Annotated in this window: 13 protein-coding genes and 2 pseudogenes; 6 read left to right on the top strand and 9 right to left on the bottom strand. The window is 71.9% G+C overall.

What is annotated here, in order from left to right:
* The first annotated feature begins 450 nt into the window (after positions 1-450).
* On the top strand, positions 451-2,718 hold the full coding sequence (locus VKA29_RS14415; RefSeq protein WP_324785912.1) for a serine/threonine-protein kinase: 2,268 nt from the start codon (positions 451-453) through the stop codon (positions 2,716-2,718).
* A gap of 70 nt (positions 2,719-2,788) precedes the next feature.
* Here VKA29_RS14415 and VKA29_RS14420 read toward each other — a convergent pair whose 3' ends face one another.
* Positions 2,789-3,355: a hemerythrin domain-containing protein gene (locus VKA29_RS14420; protein WP_324785913.1), complete on the bottom strand. Its 567-nt coding sequence runs from the start codon at positions 3,353-3,355 to the stop codon at positions 2,789-2,791.
* A 224-nt stretch (positions 3,356-3,579) separates the two neighbouring features.
* Here VKA29_RS14420 and VKA29_RS14425 point away from each other — a divergent pair, with 224 nt between their 5' ends.
* Positions 3,580-5,202 carry a ubiquinol-cytochrome c reductase cytochrome b subunit gene (locus VKA29_RS14425; protein WP_324785914.1) on the top strand — a complete coding sequence of 541 codons (1,623 nt, stop codon included), beginning with the start codon at positions 3,580-3,582 and terminating at the stop codon, positions 5,200-5,202.
* Between the two features lie 66 nt (positions 5,203-5,268).
* On the opposite strand, the gene VKA29_RS14430 is transcribed toward VKA29_RS14425, so the two are convergent.
* The 3 genes from VKA29_RS14430 to VKA29_RS14440 form a co-directional block, all read right to left on the bottom strand.
* Positions 5,269-5,661 carry a cytochrome c oxidase subunit 4 gene (locus tag VKA29_RS14430; RefSeq protein WP_324785915.1) on the bottom strand — a complete coding sequence of 131 codons (393 nt, stop codon included), beginning with the start codon at positions 5,659-5,661 and terminating at the stop codon, positions 5,269-5,271.
* The gene (gene ctaD / locus VKA29_RS14435) at positions 5,658-7,376 is read right to left on the bottom strand and encodes a cytochrome c oxidase subunit I (RefSeq protein WP_324785916.1); all 1,719 of its coding nucleotides are present in this window, start codon (positions 7,374-7,376) and stop codon (positions 5,658-5,660) included. Before ctaD ends, VKA29_RS14430 begins: the two co-directional genes overlap by 4 nt.
* A 190-nt stretch (positions 7,377-7,566) precedes the next feature.
* Positions 7,567-8,676 carry an alpha-hydroxy-acid oxidizing protein gene (locus VKA29_RS14440; protein ID WP_324785917.1) on the bottom strand — a complete coding sequence of 370 codons (1,110 nt, stop codon included), beginning with the start codon at positions 8,674-8,676 and terminating at the stop codon, positions 7,567-7,569.
* Positions 8,677-8,788: 112 nt separating this feature from the next.
* Here VKA29_RS14440 and VKA29_RS14445 point away from each other — a divergent pair.
* A pseudogene (locus VKA29_RS14445) lies at positions 8,789-9,211 on the top strand (thiamine pyrophosphate-dependent enzyme); the annotation flags it as partial.
* A gap of 287 nt (positions 9,212-9,498) precedes the next feature.
* Here the strand turns inward: VKA29_RS14445 and VKA29_RS14450 are convergent.
* From VKA29_RS14450 to VKA29_RS14465, 4 genes are all read right to left on the bottom strand, one after another.
* Positions 9,499-11,280, bottom strand: coding sequence for a glycoside hydrolase family 15 protein (locus VKA29_RS14450; RefSeq protein WP_324785918.1), 1,782 nt, complete (start codon positions 11,278-11,280; stop codon positions 9,499-9,501).
* A gap of 196 nt (positions 11,281-11,476) precedes the next feature.
* Positions 11,477-11,839, bottom strand: coding sequence for a hypothetical protein (locus VKA29_RS14455; RefSeq protein ID WP_324785919.1), 363 nt, complete (start codon positions 11,837-11,839; stop codon positions 11,477-11,479).
* Positions 11,836-12,468, bottom strand: a complete 633-nt coding sequence (locus VKA29_RS14460) for a hypothetical protein (protein ID WP_324785921.1) — start codon at positions 12,466-12,468, stop codon at positions 11,836-11,838. The genes VKA29_RS14455 and VKA29_RS14460 overlap by 4 nt, the downstream gene beginning before the upstream one ends.
* A 105-nt stretch (positions 12,469-12,573) precedes the next feature.
* Complete coding sequence (locus tag VKA29_RS14465) at positions 12,574-13,095, bottom strand: HPP family protein (RefSeq protein WP_324785923.1); 522 nt, start codon at positions 13,093-13,095, stop codon at positions 12,574-12,576.
* Between the two features lie 557 nt (positions 13,096-13,652).
* Between VKA29_RS14465 and VKA29_RS36985 the strand changes: the two are divergent.
* A pseudogene (locus VKA29_RS36985) lies at positions 13,653-14,393 on the top strand (sigma-70 family RNA polymerase sigma factor); the annotation flags it as partial.
* On the opposite strand, the gene VKA29_RS14475 reads toward VKA29_RS36985, so the two are convergent.
* Complete coding sequence (locus tag VKA29_RS14475; protein ID WP_324785925.1) at positions 14,394-14,741, bottom strand: hypothetical protein; 348 nt, start codon at positions 14,739-14,741, stop codon at positions 14,394-14,396.
* Between the two features lie 278 nt (positions 14,742-15,019).
* Between VKA29_RS14475 and VKA29_RS14480 the strand changes: the two genes are divergently transcribed.
* Together VKA29_RS14480 and VKA29_RS14485 are read left to right on the top strand one after the other, a co-directional pair.
* Complete coding sequence (locus tag VKA29_RS14480; RefSeq protein ID WP_324785926.1) at positions 15,020-15,463, top strand: hypothetical protein; 444 nt, start codon at positions 15,020-15,022, stop codon at positions 15,461-15,463.
* A 27-nt stretch (positions 15,464-15,490) separates the two neighbouring features.
* Positions 15,491-18,643: an FAD-binding and (Fe-S)-binding domain-containing protein gene (locus VKA29_RS14485; protein WP_324785927.1), complete on the top strand. Its 3,153-nt coding sequence runs from the start codon at positions 15,491-15,493 to the stop codon at positions 18,641-18,643.
* Positions 18,644-18,648 lie beyond the last annotated feature (5 nt).

Consider the following 18,648-nt stretch of genomic DNA (forward strand, 5'->3'; position numbering starts at 1 on the left):
GCACCGGGACGCCCGCTACCTCGCCGAACCGCCCCCGCTGCGGGTGGCGGCAACCCCAGCCGCGCGCCGGCTGCGGTTTCTCCCCGCTGCGCCACGTCGATCGCAACCGTGGCCGGCCCGGAACCCCTGACCTCGGTGTCATATCCGGACGGCCGGCGGGCCCTCCGGAGCCGGTGGGCCCGCTGCCACCGGCCGGGAGCCCGGTACTAGAGTGTCTCCGCTGATGAGGGGGGCTTCGTCGCGCGACCGCCGCGTGCCCGTAAGGGTGAGCCACCGGTCGGCCGCGGGCTTGCCGACGCCCGAGAGTCGGCCGCGCCGCACCGTTCCGATCGGTACGTGAAGGCGCAGGACACCAGGGGGGTAAATGGCTCGTCATCACGGTTCGCGGTGTGGTCTCCGCAGGCGGACGGTGTCGGCCGTACGGCCGTGTCCGGCCCCGGGGAGTGTCCCGTGCCGGTGAACCTGCCCGAACGCATCGGCCCTTACCGGCCCCTCCGGCACCTCGGAACCGGCGGCATGGGGACGGTCTACTACGCGACCGACCCCGACAGCGGACGTCCCCTCGCCGTCAAGGTCCTGCACCAGGGCTTCGCCGACGACCCCGGGCACCGGGCCCGCTTCCGCCGGGAGACCACCATGCTCCGCAAGGTCACCGGACCCTACCTGGTCCCGCTGGTCGACGCCGACCCCGACGCACCGCTGCCCTGGCTGGCGACCGCCTACGTCCGGGGCAACACGCTGCACCAGCACGTCCGGGACAGCGGGCCGCTGCGCGCGGACAACCTGCTGACCTTCGCGGCGGCCGTCGCCCACGCGCTGGCCTGCGTCCACGCCGCGGGGGTCGCCCACCGCGACCTGAAGCCGACGAACGTCCTCCTCGCCGCCGACGGTCCACACGTCGTGGACTTCGGCATCGCCCACCACCTGGACGCGACCGCCATCACGGCGGCATCGGTCACGACCGGCACTCCCGGCTGGATGGCACCGGAACAGCTCACCGACGGCACCACCCTCCCGGCCTGCGACATCTTCTGCTGGGGGCTGCTCGTCGCCTACGCCGCGGCAGCGGCCCACCCCTTCGGGGCCCCCACCGGGATCAACCACCGCATCATCAGCGCCGCGCCCTCGCTCCAGGATGTGCCCGACGCCCTGCTGCCCCTGGTCCGTGACGCCCTGCACAAGGACCCCGCCCAGCGCCCGACCGCGGCGGAGACCGCCGAGCGGGCGGCCGCCGTGTACGGGCCGACGGGGACCGTCGTCTTCCCGACCGTGGCCTACACGCGCTCCTTCGAAGGCGCCGAGACCGCCGTCACCGTGCCGCTGGACCACATGCGCTGGAACGTCCCGCTGCCCGCCGAGCCCTCCGCCGCCGAGGAACCTGCGGGCGAGAGGCCTGTGGGCGAGGGCCCTGCGGGCGAGGAACCTGCGGGCGAGGGGCCCGTCGGCGATGGGGAACCGGTGGGCGAGGAGCCCACGGGCGATGAGGGCGCCGCCGCTCGGCCGGCCCCCTCGCAGCCCCCTGTCCCGCAGGTGCCAGGAAGGCCGGCGCCCCCGGCGACCGCGCAGGACGTACGCCGGGGCGGTCCGCCGGTTCCCCCTGCCCCGGGAGCCGTACCCGCCGGACGCCGTACCCGACGACGCCGGGCCGTCGTCTGCACGGTGGCCGCCGCCGCGGTACTGGGCGCCGTGGCCGGTGCCGTGGCGGCCGGTCACGGCGGGAACGGAGACGCCGCCCGGCACCCCGCCGGCGGCCCCACGGCGGAGCCGAAGCGGACGGCGGCGAGCCGGCACCCGGTCACCGCGCCGCCCTCCGCGTCCGCGTCCCCGAGTGCCGAGGAATCGCCCACACAGCAGCAGCCGCGGCCGGTGGACCTCTTCGGGGGCCTGCGGGTCGTGCTGCCCGCCGGCTCGGCGCTGGAGTTCTCCCGTTCGGGGGACGGGAACGCGGACAGCGGAATGCCGTGGGACACCCCGGACACCGCGGACACCGCGGACGCCTCGGACACCTCGGCGACGACCGCCGCGACCGGCGCCGACTTCGTCCTGCACGGGGACCCCGACACCGGCGTGCGCCTCATGTACTCCCCGAGCCTGACCCTCGACCAGATCGAGCAGGGCCGGACGGACTCCGGCTCCATGTGGTCCGTCGAGAGCGAGGGCAGCGACACCGTCACGGACGAGTCGGTGGTCTCGGTGAAGGACGGGCCGCCGACCGGCATCGGCGGCAAGAAAGCCATGAGCTGGACGTTCGGCACGGACGTGCTCCCCGACTACGACGGCTCCCGCAAGAGCAGCCACCGCGTGTGGTGGCTGCCGTACAGCAAGTACCTCCTCTACACCTACGGAAAGCACGACAAGGCCGCCGAGGCCGCCGTGAACGGACTGATCGAGGGGATCGCCTTCGAGGCCACGCAGATGCCCCGCGACTGCGCGGACGCCGTCGTGGCACTGGACAAGGCCGCCGCCGACGGTGAACAGACGGACGACCACGGCGCCCTCACCAACTGCTACGACGCCGCCGTGAACGGCGCCGAACAGCTCGACCCGGGGACGCTGCGCACCAGGACGGAAGCCGCCTGCGTCGCCCTCGTCGAGGCCTACCGCGGATACGGTTCCTACCCCGGGTACGACGAGGCGAAGGCCTACAAGGAACTGCGCCCCTGGTGCGACCTCCCCGGGGCGGTCAGTGATCCGCGCCTGCCGGACTGGGCCCTCTGACGCCGCCCCCCACGTGCCGCCCCGGCGGCTCCGGCACCGGCGTCGTTGCCCCACCGGAGTGTGCGCGGGTTCACTGAAGCCCTCGGCGTCCCAGCCGGTCGCGCAGCCGGTCCCAGGGGCCCCAGACGGCGGAGGTGAGCTTGGTCAGGGCCGGTGAGCCGGGCGCGTCGGGGCGTGGCCGGGTGGGTCCGACGGCTTCCGCCCGGCGTGCCCCGGCCCCCGCGTCGCGCAGGACGGCAACCGGGCTCATGGCCTGCAGGCGGGGGAACAATCGCTGTTCCAGCCCCACCACGTGCTCGGTGACGCCCGAGACGAGGCACAGCAGGAGATGGGCGTACCGCTCGCTGCCGGCCGGGACGTCCGCCAGGGACTTCAGCGTCCGCTGGATGCGTTCGTCCACGGCGAGCAGCTCGTCGACCCCCTCGTCCCCGTCCACGACGTAACGGTCCACGAGCGGATACAGACGCTCCTTCTCCGCCACCAGATGGCTCACCAGGCTGCTGCCGGCCTGTTCCACGAGTGACGTGCGCTCGTCACTTCCGGGTGGGGCGGACCGCACCCGGTCGAGGAGGCTCTGGATCCGGCGGTGGTCCGCCGCGAGCTGTTCGATGATGCTGATGCCGCTGTCACTCCCCACTCGAACTCCCTGAAAGGTGAGGCGCCGGCGGTCCCCGGCAACTGTCGGCCCTGGATGCCCGCCACACCGCCCTTTCATTCCGGGACGAGGCGCGGCCGGTTGAGGAATGCGGCCTTCGGGTATCCGAGCGCCCGTCGCGCGAGCCGTCGGGCCGCGCGGCGCGCACGAAGGGCCGGGCGGAAGAGGAGTGTGCGGGCGTGCTACTACGGCGGCGCAGGGAGAAGATGAGGGGAAGGGCACGGCAGACGGCCTTCCGGGCATACGTCGCGACCGACCGTCGGTTGCCGGTGTCGGAACTGGCCGGCCAACTGCTGCGCAAGGCCTTCCCCGATCACTGGTCGTTCCTGCTGGGGGAGATCGCGCTCTACAGTTTCCTCGTCCTGGTGCTGACCGGGACCTATCTGACGCTCTACTTCGATCCCAGCCTCGCCAAGGCGCCCTACACCGGCTCCTACGAGCCCTTGCAGGGGCTGCTCGTCTCGAGGGCGTACGAGTCGACCCTCCACATCAGTCTCGACGTGCGCGGCGGTCTGCTGATCCGTCAGATGCACCACTGGGCGGCACTCGTCTTCGTCGCGGCCATCGGCGTCCACATGCTGAGGATCTTCTTCACCGGCGCCTTCCGCAGGCCCCGGGAGGCGAACTGGATCATCGGCGTGACCCTGTTCCTGCTGTCCCTGCTGGAGGGCTTCTGCGGCTACTCCCTGCCGGACGACCTGCTGTCCGGGACCGGTCTGCGCACCGCCAACTCCATCGTCCTGTCGATCCCGGTCGTCGGTACCTACCTGAGCTTCCTGTTCTGGGACGGCCCCTTCCCCGGAACCGCGATCGACCGGCGTCTGTACATCGTCCACGTGCTCTTCGTCCCCGGCGCGCTCCTCGCCCTGATCACGCTGCACCTGATCTTGGTGATCTATCTGAAGCACACGCAGTGGGCCGGACGCGGAAGGACCAACCGCAACGTCGTCGGCCAGCCGATGTTCCCCTCGTTCACCGCCAAGTCGGTCGGGCTGTCGCTGATGGTCGCCGGTGTGACCGCCCTCATGGGAGGGATCGCACAGATCAACCCGGTCTGGCTCTTCGGGCCCTACGTGCCCGACCAGGCCTCCACCGACGCCCAGCCCGACTGGTACGTCGGATTCCTCGAAGGAGCCCTGCGGCTGATGCCCGGCGTCGAATGGAACGTCGCCGGCCACACATTCATGTGGAACGTCCTGCTGCCCGCCGTCGTGCTGCCGCTCCTCCTGTTCGTGGTGCTCTACATGTATCCCTTCTTCGAACGCTGGGTGACCGGGGACATGGTGGAGCACCACTTGTGCGACCGGCCCCGGGACCGGCCCACCCGGACCGGACTCGGCGTGGCGGCCGTCGCCTGGTACGCGGTGCTGCTCATGGCCGGCGGCAACGACGTGCTGACCGTCTGGTTCGGCATCTCCGTCAACGCGCTGACGTGGATCTTCCGGGTCGCCGTGTTCGTCCTCCCGGTCCTTTCCTTCCTGGTGACCAAGCGGGTCTGCCTGGCCCTGCAGCGGCATGACCGGCAGTTGCTGGAAGAGGGCGAGGAGACCGGTGAGGTGTACCAGGACCTGGCGGGCGGGATCAGCGAGCAGCATGAGCCCCTGGACCGGGAAAAGCGGTACAAGCTGCTGGTACGAGACATCCCGCGGCCGCTGAAACAACCGGGGGAGCGGGCACCGTTGCGGAGCAGGATCCAGGCGTCCCTCAGCTCCTGGTACTACGGCGAGCGAGTCGAGATGCCGGCCACGGCGGAGGAACGCCTCCAGGTCAGCGCCCGCACCTCCGACCCGGTGGCGGGCGGCATCGGGGAGGAGGAAGAGACGGGCTGAGTTCCTGTTACGTCGCCCCCGTGAGCGGGCGGCTCACCGGGCGGAGGCACCGCTGAGCCGCCCGCCTCACTCGCTCTCGCGTCCGCCGTACTGGAAGACCAGGCCGAGGATTCCGAGCCCCAGGACCCCGAGACCCATCAGGATCAGCCAGTCACCGTAGACGATCCCGTTGGCGACCAGCGTGGCGCCGACGGCGGTCACCACCGGGTGCCGGCTGTGCGGGGGGAAGAAGTCGATGCGGCCACTGCGCTCCTGGATCTCCGCGTCGGAACGGTCTTCGGGACGGGAGCCCTTGCGCCGGTGGTTGACCATCGAGAAGAAGGCGATCACCGACGCCATGAGGAAGGAGACACCGAGTGCCGCGATGCCTACCGGCTCCCGCGCGAACCAGGCGTAGGCGATGTCGGTGACCAGGAAGAAGACGGCCACGCCGGCGAAGAGGTATGCCTCGGACTTCATTCGCTCTGTGTCCCTAGGGTGTCGGGGGTCGGCTCCACGGTTCCGTGCGCCTTCGGGGACAGTCGCGCCGTGACCTCCGGGTGGTGCAGGTCGAAGGCGGGCGAGTCGGAACGGACCCGGGGCAGGGCGGTGAAGTTGTGCCGGGGCGGGGGACACGAGGTGGCCCATTCGAGCGAGCGGCCATATCCCCAGGGGTCGTCCACGTCCACCTTCGGCGCGTGCCGTGCCGTCTTCCAGACGTTGTAGAGGAACGGCAGGGTGGAGAGCCCGAGCAGGAAGGCGCCGATCGACGAAATCGTGTTCAGGGCGGTGAAGCCGTCGGCGGCCAGGTAGTCGGCATAGCGCCTCGGCATCCCGCTCTCGCCCAGCCAGTGCTGGACGAGGAACGTGGTCTGGAAGCCGACGAACAGGGTCCAGAAGTGGATCTTGCCGAGGCGTTCGTCCAGCATGCGGCCCGTCAACTTCGGCCACCAGAAGTAGAAACCGGCGAACATGGCGAAGACGATCGTCCCGAACAGGACGTAGTGCAGGTGAGCGACGATGAAATAGGTGTCGGTCAGATGAAAGTCGAGGGCGGGTGAGGCGATGAGGACGCCGCTGAGTCCCCCGAGAAGGAATGTGACGAGGAAGCCCAGTGCCCAGAGCATGGGCGTCTCGAAAGAGAGAGTGCCCTTCCACAGGGTCCCGATCCAGTTGAAGAACTTCACGCCGGTGGGCACGGCGATCAGGAAGGACATGAAGGAGAAGAACGGCAGAAACACCGCGCCGGTGGCGAACATGTGATGGGCCCACACGGTGGCCGACAACATGGTGATCGCGATGGTCGCGCCGACCATACCGACGTAGCCGAACACCGGCTTGCGGCTGAACACCGGCAGGATCTCCGTGACGACGCCGAAGAACGGCAGCGCCACGATGTACACCTCCGGATGGCCGAACCACCAGAAGAGATGCTGCCACAGCAGGGCTCCGCCGCTCGCCGAGTCGAAGATGTGCGCGCCGTACTGCCGGTCGGCCATCAGAGCCAGCAGGAGGGCGGTGAAGGGGGGAAAGGCAAGCAGCACGAGGATGGAGGTGAACAGCACGTTCCAGGTGAAGATCGGCATCCGGAACATCGTCATGCCCGGACAGCGCAGACAGACGATCGTGGCGATGAAGTTGACGGCCCCCAGCGTGGTGCTGACACCCGAGAGCACGAGCCCCATCGCCCACACGTCACCGCCGTGGCCGGGAGTGTGCACCGCGTCGTTCAGCGGGGAGTAGGCGAACCAGCCGAATCCCGCGGGACCGTCGCTGAAGAGGAACCCGGACAGAACCGTGAGACCCCCGAAGAGGAACAGCCAGTAGGTCAGGGCGTTGAGCCGGGGGAAGGCCACGTCGGGAGCCCCGATCTGCAGCGGCATGATGGCGTTCGCGAAGGCGGTGAAGGTGGGCGTCGCGAAGAGCAGCATCATGATCGTGCCGTGGATCGTGAACAGCTCGTTGTACTGCTGTCTGCTGACCACCTGGAGTCCCGGCCGGGCCAGCTCGGCGCGCATCAGCATCGCCAGCAGGCCGGCGACGAGGAAGAAACCGAACGCCGTGACGAAATAGAGATTGCCGATCTTCTTGTGGTCGGTGGTCGTCAGGTAGTCCCTGATCCTGTCACCGATCTGCACGCGGGGGCTGCGGGCGGCGTCTTCCTCCTGCCCCGGCCCCGGGTGCGTCTTCGACATGAGCGCCCTCCAGGCGGTGCGCCGATGAGTCGGCATGCGTGACGAACCCGACGGGGTTAACCGCCGCACCCGGTCGGCAAACCTGTCCGTCCCACCGACCGCGCCGCAGCAGCCGCGTCCCCGACCTCACGGGTCAGTACAGCCGGCCCACGAAGCGCAGGGCCTCGGGCGTGAGGTCCTTGCGCGTGGGCTACCCGTCGACGGCCATGATCAAGTCGGCCTCGGCCAGGAGCGAGCGCAGCACGTGAACGACCCCGTCCACCCCGCCCAGCGCCAGCCCGTAGCAGTACGGGCGACCGACCCCCACCGCGGCGGCGCCCAGCGCCAGCGCCTTGATGACGTCGGCACCCGTCCGCACCCCTGAGTCGAACAGGACCGGCATGCCGTCGGCGGCGTCGAGCACGTCGGGCAGGCAGTCCAACGCGGTCAGTCCACCGTTGGCCTGCCGCCCGCCGTGGTTCGAGCAGTAGACGGCGTCCACGCCGCAGTCCTTGGCGCGGCGGACGTCGTCGGGATGGCAGATGCCCTTCACCATCAGCGGGAGCCCGGTCTCCGACCGCAGCCACTCCAGGTCCTCCCACCGGAACGGGCCACCGAAGATGGGCAGGGTGCGTACCGCTGCCTCGGTCGCGTCCTCGTCGGGCCGCAGCCTGCGGCGGAAGACCGGATCGCTGGTGTAGTTGCTCAGGCAACCGCTCGGGACCTGCGGGTAGTTCGCGCCGGCCAGGTCTCGCGGCCGCCAGCCCGTGACCCACGTGTCGAGAGTGACGGCGATGGCCCGGAAGCCGGCAGCCTCGGCGCGGTGCACCAGGCTCGCGGCCATCTCGCGATCCGGCGGTGTGTACAGCTGGAAGAAGCCGGGCGTGTCGCCGATTTCCGCCGTCACCTCCTCCATCGGGTCCGCCGACAAGGTTCCGGCGAAGAAGGGAACCCCGGTTCGCGCGGACGCCCGCGCGCACGCGAGGTCACCGTGACCGTCCTGAGCGCACACCCCGATCACCCCGACCGGCGCCATGAACAGGGGGGAGGGGAGCCTCACTCCGAACAACTCGACCGACATGTCCCGGTCGGTGGGCGCCACCAGCATCCGCGGGTACAGGCCCCAGCGCTGGAAGGCCGCGCAGTTGGCCCGCTGGGTGTGCTCGTCACCGGCGCCACCGGCCACGTATTGCCAGACCTTCGGCGTCATCGCGGCCGACGCCTTCTCCGCCAGCTCCTGGAATGTCAGCGGGTACGGCGGCTGACGGCCGTGCTGGCCATTTTCATACAATTCATCCTGATATGAGGTAAATTGTTCCATGGGCCACTGAGTACCCGTGCCCGGTGCCGTGATGCCACCGCCGGCGGGTCCGCCGGTGGCGCCGAAAGACGGGACGGCCGGGCGCTGTGCCGTGGGTTCACGTCCGACGCCGGACCGGCTCTGCGGCCCGGCGCCGTTCGTCTTCTGCGTGTTCGACAACCAGGACCTCAACCAGGTCACCCGGGAACAGCGCGCCATGGCCGGCGACCCGAAGTATCCCGCCTCGCACGAGATCCCCGACGTGCCGTACGCGGCCTACGCCCAGCTGCTCGGACTGAAGGGCATCGTCTGCGAGGACCCGGACGAGGCCGGCGCGACCTGGGACGAGGCGCCGGCGGCGGACCGGCCGGTGGTGCTGGAGTTCAAGGTCGACAACGAGATCGCGCCGATCCCGCCGCACATCATGAAGGCCCAGGGCAAGAAGGCGGCCGAGGCGGCGCTGCACGACCCGGAGAAGGCCGGCGTCACCGCCAAAGGCGTACGGCAGAAGATCACCGAGTACGCCGAGCACCTTCCCGGCCGGGGGGCGAAGTGAGCGGCCCGCGGCGGAGCGGCGGCGCGCGGCAGCCGTCAGACCGTGGTCGTCACCGGTGCGAGCGCCGGGGCCGGCCCCGCCACGGCCTGCGCGTCCGGCGCGCGGCGCCGCCGTCGCCCCGCCGGCCCGCGGGCAGCCGGGCTGATGCACGACGGCGGCGCCGCGCGGGTGACCCGCCGACCACCCAGAGCGGCGCGAGCACCGGATCGGCGGTTCCGCGGTCGCCACCCCGCTCGGGCAGTGGTTCGCCGCGGCACGGCGCTCGCCGCGGGGCCGCGGCTCCTGGCTCAACGCGGCAGCGTCGAAGCGTCGTTGAGGCGCACGGCGCACTCCAGCAGGAGGGCGTGGACGAACGCCTGGGGCAGGTTGCCGCGCAGCTGGCGCTGACGTACGTCGTACTCCTCCGCGAACAGCCCGGACGGTCCGCACGCCGCGCGGGTCCGTTCGAACCAGCGCAGCGCGCCGGTCCGGTCGCCGAGGCGGTCGGTGGCCAGCGCCATGGTGAAGCCGCAGAGCAGGAACGCCCCCTCGGCCTCGCCCAGGGGGGTGCCCGGGCGTCGGAACCGGTAGAGGTAGCCGTCCTGGGCCAGCTCGTCCTCGATGAAGCGCCGGGTCACCGCGCTGCTCGGGTCATCGGCGGACGGGAAGCCCCGGGCGAGCGGCGTGAGCAGCGCGGCCTCCGGCCCGTCGTCGTCCACGGCCCGGCGCCAGCGGCCGTCGGCGCGCAGACAGCGGCGCCGGGTCTCCGCGAAGACGGCTTCGGCGAGGTCGGCGCTGCTCCGCGCGACCCGCCCCTCGAACGCCCCGGCCACCCGGCGCAGCCCGCAGACCACACTCAGCCGGGACTGGGTCCACCAGCGTTCGTCCAGTTCCCACAGCCCGGCGTCGGGCCGCTGCCAGTTGCGTTCCACCGCGTCGATCGCGACCGTGACCGCCTGTTCGGCCTCGGGCGTGAGCCGGTCGTGGTGAGCGGCGGCGGCGAACAGCTGGAGCGCCTCCCCGAACGTGTCGAGCTGGAACTGCTCGGCCGCCCGGTTCCCGATCCGGTCGTTGCCGCCCGGGTAGCCGGGGAAGGGAAGCCGGCGCTCGCGCGGGACCCGTCCGCCGTCGACGTCGTACGCGGGGCGCAGCCCTTCGCCGTCGGCCAGGACCCGTTCGGCGGTGAAGCGCACCGCGGAGTCGAGCAGGTCGTGCGGGCCGTGGGCGGCGACCGCGACGCCCGCGTAGCTCTGGTCGCGGATCCAGGCGAAGCGGTAGTCGTAGTTCCGGCCGGTGTTCGCGCGTTCCGGCAGCGAGGTGGTGGCGGCGGCGACCATGCCGCCGGAGGAACTGGTCAGGCCGCGCAGGACGGCGTAGGCGTGCCGGGCGTCGCGCGGTGCGGCCAGGGCGGAGCAGTCGGGCACGGACCGCCGCCAGGCGTCCTCCGTCGCCTTCCACAGCCGATCCGGCTCCAGGCGCTCGTCGCGCTCCCGCTCCGACAACTCCAGGACGACGTCGTGCCGCTCGCCCCTGGCCAGCCGGAACTCCCCGCGCAGCCATGATCCGGGGCTCCACGCGGCTTCCTGCGCGCCGACGAGCCGCAGCCGCAGCCCGTCGGCGTCCGCGCTCCACACGCCGTCCTCCAGGCGCGGGTCGCGCACCCGGCCCGCGGCGAAGCCGGGCCGCAGGCCGAGGGTCAGCCGCAGTCGTGCCGCACCGCGTTCGACGCGCATCCGGCGCAGCAGCACCAGCCGGTCCGGTGAGCCCGGCATCGCCAGCGCGTCGCGGCACTCGATCACCGAATCGGCGGTCACCCAGCGACTGACCCGGATGAGAGTGCCGTCCTCGTAGTAGCCACCCCACACGTGCCAGCGGTCCACCGGCTCGACGCCGAAGTACCCGCCGCCTCCGATCAGGGCGGAGAACACCGCGTCGCTGTGCCACCGTGGGGCGCACAACCAGACGACGCGTCCCTCCGGATCCACCACCGCGCCGCGTTCCCCGTCAGCGAGAATGCCGTACTCCCGCAGCACCCAGGGCGGGCAGACGCCGTCCGCCGGATCCGTCCGTCCGCCGCTTCTCTCCTGCATGGCACGGGGGGTTTCCCGGCCGCCCCGTCGGAAAACGAGGTGTGCGTCGGGCGGCCGGCCGGCGCCGGTGCCGAGGGCGGTCCGGGTCCGGCTCTCCGCCCGGTGCCGGGTGCCCGGACTTCCTGGTGGAACGGAGCCGGACGGCCGACGTGGCGGCACCGGGTACGAACGGCAGGCGGCGAGCCGCACGCCGCAGTCAGGCGGAAGGCGTGGGCGGTACGGATGTCCGGGCGACGCGCAGCCCGCCTGCCGTGAAGGCCGAGGCGACCGCGAGGTCCACGCAGGCTGCCGTGCGCCACCGCTTGCTGTCCAGCGCCAGAATCGCCATGGTGGCCGCGTGCAGGGCATCGGGCACGACGGCCCAGGTGGCCGGCACGACCCCCGCGGCCGTTGTGAGCCCTTGCAAGACGTGGCGGGCACCCAGCAGCCGGACGACGGTGTCCGCGGCCTTACTCGCCGGCGTGCGCGGGCAGCGCCGAAGGACGGCGGCGGGAAACGCGGTGAGGGTGGCGCCCCAGGCGATCCGGGCCGCGGTCATGGCTGCCGTCGTCGACGTCATCCGGGGCTCTTCGAGGCGGAGACCGCGGGGCCGGCCGGCTCGCTGCCCTGCGGGGTGCCCGACGCAACGGTGCGGCTGTCCACGACCTCGGCCGTCAGGGCGTCGACCTGGTAGACGCGCGCCGGGCTGCCCTGGACGGTGACGATCGTCACGGACCACACCGTCCTGCCCTGTCGGCCCTTTTCCAGACCGACGTCGGTGACCTTGCCGAAGTCCGGCTGTTTCACCTTGTCCACCGCGTCGTACGGCAGGACTTTCGCCGAGCTGATCAGCGCGGCCGTGCTGGTCTTCCGGGCCGTCGACTGGCCGGAGGGCACCGACGTGCCCAGGAAGCGCCCACGGATGGCCTCGACGCGTACGGCGTGCACCGTGCCCTGCTGGTCGGCGACCCGGGTGAGCCAGACGGGGTCCGGCCCGGAGGCGTCCGTGATGCGCACCGAGAGCAGTTTCGCGCCGGGCACCTCGGACTGCGCGGTGAGTACGGCCCGGTCCCAGCCGGTCTCGACCTGCGGCAGGGCTTGGGGGAGTCGTTCGGGCGGGGGACCGCTGCAGGCCGCTCCCGTGACCAGCAAGGCGCCCGTCACCAGGAACGCGGTCACGGCCGGGCCGCTGTTGCTCCCGCTGGTCATACGTGCACTCCTCCCGCTCTGCGGTGCCCGATCTCTCGGTTCAGACGTGAGTACGCCGTCGCGGGCGACGGGAAACGGGCCGGAGCACCGATGGCGGACAAGGCGTCAGCCGTCGCCGCCCCGCGCGGGGCGGGACGTCGCCGAGGTGAGCAGCGGGGCGATGGCCAGCACCAGGGCGAGACCGACGAGCAGGCCGTACAGCGCAGGTCCGGGTCGGCAGATGCCGGAGGTGATCAGCAGCGATGTGGCGGCGGCCGGGGGGTGGTGGGCGTTGCACAGGTGGAGCAGGAAGAGGGTGAGGCCGACCGCGAGTGCCTGGGCGCCGATCTGACCGGCGGTGTCCTGATGCCGCTCGGCGACCGAAGGATGCGTCCACAGACCGAAGACGGCCAGACACGCCAGGGCCACGGCGATGGCCAGGGCGTGGCCGGCCACCGCGGTGCGCAGTCGTGCGGTCACCGATTCCGGGTGGGCCAGCAGCAGGTAGGCGGTCGGGCCGAGGGCCGTGGTCAGGGCCACCAGTCCGATGAGCCGGCCGATCGCGCCGACACCGGCGAGCAGCAGGGCGGACAGCAGCATGAGACGTACGCCGCCGAGCAGACGCGACCGCGTGTCCGCGTTCGTCATGGTGCCTCCCGAGGAACGGAATCCTGCTGGGTATCCGAACGCCGGTGGCGCCAATCGGAGGGCTGCTCACCGGCCCGGCCCGCCGGCCCCGGCATCCGCCGTCACCGTTGCCGCGGACCGGAGGCTGCTCGTCACCGGCCGGCGCCAGGGCCGTCGCGGCTACCTCGGAAGATGTGCGCGGCACGCGGAGCACTCCTCCCCGCTCGCTGACGCACCTGCCCCGGGGCCCCGCTCATCAGGCGCGGGTGCTCCGGGCGCGGGTGCTCCGGGCACGGGTGCTCCGGGCACGGGTGCTCCGGGCACGGGTGCTTTGGGCGCGGAACGTGCTCCGCGGCCGAGGGCGACACGGCCGTCCGCGTGCGCCGTGCGGACGGTGAGGCGCTCGGCACACCGGGGAGGTCCGTGAACACCCGTCCCGCGGACGCCTGAACCGAGAATCATCCGTTCCGCCCGCGGGTCCACCCGAAGCCCTCGCCGAGCGGGTGATTCCCGAGTACGCCGGAGGAATCGGGAAACCCATGGTGCAGCCCAGCAAGCCCTCCAGCGCAGAGGCTCACATGAAACCCCTGACCACTCGCCGCCCGCCAGGGAGGCCCGAGACCGACGGCGCGCTCACGTCCCCGCGGATCGACGAGGTCGTCGGGCGGATCAGCAGGCACCCTCCGGGGCGCGAGCGGGACGCGGCCCGGGAGGGAGCCATCCGCACCCTGATCCCCGTGGCCCGCCGGATCGCAGCCAAGTACCGGAACACCGGCGTCGAGGAGCAGGACGACCTCTTCCAGGTGGCCTGCGTGGGCCTGGTCAAGGCCATCGACGGCTACGACCCCGGCCACGGACACGCCTTTCTGGCGTACGCGGTGCCGACGATCACCGGAGAGCTGAAGCGCCACTTCAGGGACCGGACCGGCCTCGTGCGACTGCCCCGGGCCGTGCAGGAGGCCAGGCAGCAGGTGCGGCGCGTGCGGCGGGAGCTCGAACAGACGGGGGGCGGTTGCCCGCCCACGCTCGGGGAGATCGCCCGGGCCTGCGATCTGTCCGAGCACGCCGTGGCCGAGGCCGTCCGCTCCCAGGACGTGGCACGGCCCCGCTCGCTCGACGCGCCGTTGGAGGGACGCAAGGGCGCTCTGCCCGCGTTCGGCGAGGTGCTCGGCGACCGGGACGCCCGGATCGAGGCCGTCGCCGAACGAGTGGAACTCGCGGATGCGCTGAGGCAGTTCCCGGAGCGGGAGCGCCGCATCCTGGTGCTGCGCTTCTTCCACGACCGGACGCAGCAGGAGATCGCCGCCACGGTGGGCATCTCACAGATGCATGTGTCCCGGCTCCTCACCCGATGCCTGGCCCAGCTGCGCGAGACGCTCGGGCATCTCGGTCCGGCACGCCCCGCCGAGGGCCGTGCCGGCCCGGAAACCGCGGCAGCGGGTGCCGGGCACCTTCCCGTGCGGGCCGGTGGCGGGCATGTTCCCGTGCGGGCCGGTGGCGGGCATGTTCCCGTGCGGGCCGGTGGCGGGCATGTTCCTGCGCGGGCCGGTGGCGGGTACGTTCCTGCGCGGGCCGGTGGCGGGCATGTTCCCGTGCGGGCCGGTGGCGGGTACGTTCCCGTGCGGGCCGGTGGCGGGCATGTTCCCGTGCGGGCCGGTGGCGGCCATGGCCGGGACCGGGACCGGGACCGGGAGCCCGCCCGCGGAGACGGCCACGGCCGAGGGCGACGGAGCGCAGCCCCTGGGCCGCCTGGTGCGGGGCCCTGGAGGCAGGAGCCTGTCGGCCTCGGGCGGGAGGCTGCTCGCGGGCCGAGCCCGGCAGAGCCGTCCGGACGAGCGCTTCATCGCCCGGACCGGCAAGCCGGACCGCCGGTCGTTCACTCGGTGCCGGCGCGGGTCTCCCCGTACGGACGGCGCGGGTGTCCGGGCCTCGGCCTCCGGTCCCGGTGCCGTGCACCCGCTCGACGGGTGGTACGCCCCGTAGCGGGTTCACCGGCCGGTGGTCGCCGTCGCCGGCCGGCGGAAGCGGCTTCCCCTCGGCGTACCACCGGCGGGAGATCCGGCTCGCCCGGCTCTTCGCGGACGTCCCCGGTCTCTCCCGGACGGGCACGCGTCCCGGGCAGGCCCGGCACGTCATCGACCGGGCCTTCGAGACCGCCCCCGGCACGCGTTCGGCGGCGACGACCGCCATCCCGAGCGACGTGCGGGAGGAGGACGCTCCGCAGTCGCCTCCGAAGGCGCACGGGCCGGTGCTGCTCCCCAGCGCCCGCCGGAGCCGCCCGCGCCTGCCGTCCGGCAGGTCCTCGGCGACCTCGGTGACGGACACCTCGCGGCTCCGCCTCGGCCCGGAGGCCGAGCGCCACCCCGTCCACGGAACACGGACCACCTGACCAGGCCGGCGAAGGAGAGTGACACCGATGGCGAAGCCACCCCGCCGGACGACCCGCGAGATCCCGGCCAAGACCCACCCGCAGATCCCCGGAGCGCCACGGGCCCGCGAGACGCTCGACGTCGGCAAGCTGGAGCGGGCGCTGCGCAAGGCCGTCGAGGGCGAGGTGCGCTTCGACACGGCCTCGTTGGGCCTGTACGCACAGGACGCGTCCAACTTCCGCCAGGTGCCGATCGGCGTCGTCATCCCCCGCACCCTCGACGACGTCGTCGCCGTGCACCGGGTCTGCCACGAGTTCGGCGCCCCGATCCTCAACCGCGGCGGCGGGACCAGCCTGTCCGGGGAGACCGTGAACGAGGCCGTGGTGATCGACCACTCCAAGTACCTCACCCGGATCGGGAGGATCGACGTCGGACGACGGCTGGTCACCTGCGAACCGGGTGTGATCAACGAGGAGTTGAACCGGCACACGGGCGAGTACGACCTGGTCTTCGGGCCCGACCCGTCCACGCACTCCCGGTGCCTGATCGGCGGCAACATCGGCAACAACTCCTGTGGCGTCCACTCGGTGCAGTCGCAGCTGTACGGGCCCGGCCCGCGCACCAGCGACAACGTGCACGCCCTGGAGATCGTCACGTACGACGGCGCCCGCTTCTGGGTGGGGGTGAACGAGGAGGAGCAGCTCGACGCGATCATCGCCGAGGGAGGCCGCAAGGGCGAGATCTACGCGGCACTGCGGGACCTGCGCGACAAGTACGCCGACGCCATCAGGGCCGGGCTCCGTCCGGCCGAGCAGGTGCCGCGCCGGGTCTCCGGCTACAACCTGGACGAACTCCTGCCCGAGCGCGGCTTCAACGTCGCCCGCGCCCTGGTCGGCACCGAGAGCACCTGTGCCACCGCCCTGCAGGCGGTCCTCATGCTCACCCCGGCCCTGCTGCAACGCACCACCGTCGTCGTGGAGTACGACGACCTCGCGGACGCCGCCGAGCACTGCGAGGAGATCGTCGAGCGCTTCAGGCCCATCGGCCTGGAGGCGCTGGACGACGAACTCATCCGCGAGCAGCGGCTGCAGAACATGAACCCGGAGGACATCCAGGAGCTGCCGCAACCCGGCGGCGGAGCCTGGCTGGTGGTGCAGTTCGGCGCGGACACGGCCGAGGAGTCCATCGCGACGGCACACGCATTCTCCGACTGGCTCACCGGTGTCAAGGGCTACCACCCGGACCGGATCCGGACCGCCGGGAGCAAGCAGGAGGGCGGCAGCAGCGAACACCTCTGGGCGATCCGGGAGAGCGGCCTCGGCTCGACCGCTTTCCCGCCCGACGGCAAGGACCACTGGCCCGGTTGGGAGGACTCCGCCGTGCCCCCGGACCGGCTCGGCGAGTACGTCCGCGGCCTGCGCAAGGTGATGGACCGGCACGGCATCACCGGTGCCATGTACGGTCACTTCGGCCAGGGCTGCATCCACTGCCGGCTCAGCTTCGACCTGCGCACCGCCGACGGCATCGCCACCTACCGGGCGTTCCTGGAGGACGCCGCCGACCTGTGCGTGTCGCTGGGCGGTTCGGTCTCCGGGGAACACGGCGACGGACAGCAGCGCGCCGAACTGCTGGAGAAGCAGTTCGGACCTGAACTCCTCCAGGCGATGCGGGAGTTCAAGGCGATCTGGGACCCGCAGTGGAAGATGAACCCGGGCAAGGTCGTCGACGCGTACCGCCTGGACGAGAACCTCAAGCTCGGCGCCGACTACAACCCCCCTCGTCGCCCGATGAAGTTCGCCTACCAGGAGGACGGCGGCGACTTCGCCCACGCCACCCTGCGCTGTGTCGGCATCGGCAAGTGCCGCGTCCCGCAGGCCGGGACGACGATGTGCCCGAGCTACCAGGTCACCCGCGAGGAGAAGCACACCACCCGCGGCCGCGCCCGCCTGCTCTACGAGATGCTGAGGGGGGAGGTGATCACCGACGGCTGGCGGTCCAAGGAGGTGTACGACGCCCTGGACCTGTGCCTGGCCTGCAAGGGCTGCACCAACGACTGCCCCGTCAACGTCGACATGCCCACCTACAAGGCGGAGTTCCTCTACCACCACTTCAAGTCGCCGAACCGCCGACGCCCCCGCTACGCCTACGCTTTCGGGTTCATCGACCAGGCGGCCAGGATCGCTTCCCGCATCCCCAGGGTCGCCAACCTCGCCACCCACACGCCCGGACTCGCGCGCCTGGTCAAGCTCGTGGCGGGCATCGACCGACGCCGCCCGCTGCCCCGCTTCGCGCCCATGACCCTCCAGGAGTGGTTCGCCCGCCGCGGCGGCACGGCGAACCCCGGCGGCCGCCCGGTCGTGCTCTTCCCGGACACCTTCAACAACCACTTCCACACGGACGTCGGTGTGGCCTGCGTGGAGGCGATCGAGGCCGCGGGCTGGCAGGTGATCATGCCCGAGCGGCACATCTGCTGCGGCCGTCCCCTGTACGACTACGGCTTCCTGGACGCCGCCGAACGCTACCTCCACCGGGTCCTGGACGTCCTGCGCCCCCATGTGCGCGCCGACACCCCGATCGTCGGCATGGAACCGAGCTGCCTGGCCGTGTTCAAGGACGAGCTGCCCAAACTGCTCCCGCACGACGACGACGCGGGACGACTGACCAAGAACGCCTACCACTTCGCGGAGTTCTTCCGGGTATTCGGCATCGAACCGCCCGGGCTCGACGGCGCCGCGCTGCTGTGGGGCCACTGCCACCACCGCGCGACCGGCGGCATGGACCCGGAGCGGGAACTGCTCGAGCAGATGGGCCTCGACGTGCGGAACCTCCAGGGCGGCTGCTGCGGTCTCGCCGGCTCCTGGGGTTTCGAGTCCGGCAAATACGAGATCTCCATGGAATGCGGTGAACAGGCACTCCTGCCCGCTGTGCGCGACGCCGACCGGGACTGCCTGGTGGTGGCCGACGGCTTCTCCTGCAAGACACAGATCAAGGACGCCGGCACCGGAAGGCAGGCACTGCACGTCGCCGAGGTGATGAAACTCGCCCGCGAGAAGGGCAGGCGGGCGGTGACCCCGCTCCCGGAACGGAGCGTCGCGTCCCGGCCGAAGCCCTCCTTGCGCAAGCAGGCCCTCACGGCCGCGGCCGTGACCGCGTTCGGGGCGGCGGCGACCGTGGCAGCAGCCCGCAGCGCACGACGATGAGGCGA

The sequence above is a fragment of the Streptomyces sp. H51 genome, assembly GCF_035656535.1.
In the GTDB taxonomy this organism is placed as follows: domain Bacteria; phylum Actinomycetota; class Actinomycetes; order Streptomycetales; family Streptomycetaceae; genus Streptomyces.